The organism is Rhizobium esperanzae (assembly GCF_014197615.1).
Classification (GTDB): Bacteria; Pseudomonadota; Alphaproteobacteria; order Rhizobiales; family Rhizobiaceae; genus Rhizobium; species Rhizobium esperanzae_A.
Map to the genome: position 1 here is coordinate 1 of NZ_JACIFY010000049.1, position 1689 is coordinate 1689.

1 pseudogene is annotated in these 1689 nt (G+C 59.0%); it reads right to left on the reverse strand.

Annotated features, from left to right (window positions below):
• Positions 1 to 1689: pseudogene (locus tag GGD57_RS28950) on the reverse strand (hypothetical protein); the annotation flags it as partial.

Sequence of the window (1689 nt, forward strand, 5' to 3'; positions counted from 1 at the left end):
GCTGGCGCTGACATTTGAAGTCGTGCGGGAAATCAGCGCATCGCCGATGCCCTTTTTCGAGACCGTCTCGGTGCGGCTGCCGTCCGTGTTCAGCACCGTGACATCGGTCGTGACGAGTTCAAAGACAGCGTTGCCGTCCAGGTCCGAACTCGAGGTCTTCGACAGCCCGTCATCGGAGATAGTGGCGATCGCCTGGCTTTCGAGCGCGCCAGCAGCGTTATACTGCTTGATCTCGTCTTTCTGCGTTCCGGCGTTGTCGATGGTTATCGTTTCTACAAAGTCGACAACGGCGTCACCATCGATCTTGGTGTTCACGGTGGTGGTTTTCTGGTCGGCGCTGACCGTGGTGATCGTCTGCGAGATCAGCGTCGCGGCGGCGTCGGTTGCCTTGACCGTTTTGGTGGTGGTGACCGATCCGAGCGGATCGAGCGGTGTTTTCTTCCACGACAAAGTCTGGTTGACCGCTCCATCGCCGTCCAGATCGTAATCGGTCGAGCCGGAAAGGCCGTTGAGGTTGGTCGTGACCTTGGTTGATCCTACGAGCGACGTTCCCCGGTAGTCCGATACGGTCTGGAACTGCAGCCCGTAGGTGTCGAATGTCGTGACATCAGTCGTCTTGGTATCGACCACCTCGTCGGCGTTGACGTACCCGCTCGTCGTGATCGACATGCCATTGCCTGACGTGGCGATGGTCTTCTTGTTCAGACGCGTGGCATCGCTGCTCGTCAGAGAGATCGTCTCGGTCTTGCTGCCATCGGCATTCAGCACCGTCTGGTCGCTGGTGATACGGTCGCCGACGCCATCATGATTCAAATCCGCCGACACGGTCTTGGTCAGGCCGTTGCCGCTGATGTCGGTGATGGTCGTGCTGATCGTCGATGCATCTGCAGCGTATTGCCGCTCCCAGATGTTGACATTGCCGTTTGCCGAGGTCGTCTCGACCCGGCGCGTATCGGTCCTGCCGTCGCCATCCGCATCCGTTACGATGGTGGTCGTCCTCCGATCGGCGCTGACGTCGGTGACGATCTGGGTCTTGAGCGTTCCGTCGGCGCTCGTGCTCCTCACCGTTTCCGTGCGCTTGCCGGTGCTGTCCAGAACGGTGACGCTTTTCGTGGTGTCTTCGTAGACGCCGTCACCGTTGGCATCAGTCTTGACGTACTGGGTCAGACTGTCGGCCGATGTGTTGGTGAGAGTCGAGGCGATGGTCGCGCCGTTAGCGTTCTTCGATGTCACCGTTTCAGTGCGGCTGCCATCCGACCACGTGGTAATGACATCCGTCACCACGAGATCGTTGACAGTATCGCCGTTGACGTCGCTACTCGTCGTCTTCGACAAGCCGTCGGCGGATGTGACCGCCATGGTCTTCAAGACCAGCGAGCCGTCGGCATTGAGGGTGCTGACCGTTTTGGTCGTCTTGCCGTCCGTTCCGACCACAATCTCGGTCAATCTGTCGGTCTTGGTGTCACCATTCGCATCTTCGGTGATCGTGATCAACTTGCCGTCAAGGCTGGTCTTCGTGACCGACTGCGACAGCAGCGTACCTGTTGTCCCGGTCTTGGTGCGATGCTGCACGGTCTGCGTCCGGTTGGTGGCGTCGATCACTGTCACATCGGTATCGGTGAAATCAATGACGTTGTCGGCGTTTAAGTCGCTCGTCGTCGTCTTCGACAATCCGTTGGCGGTGGTGAC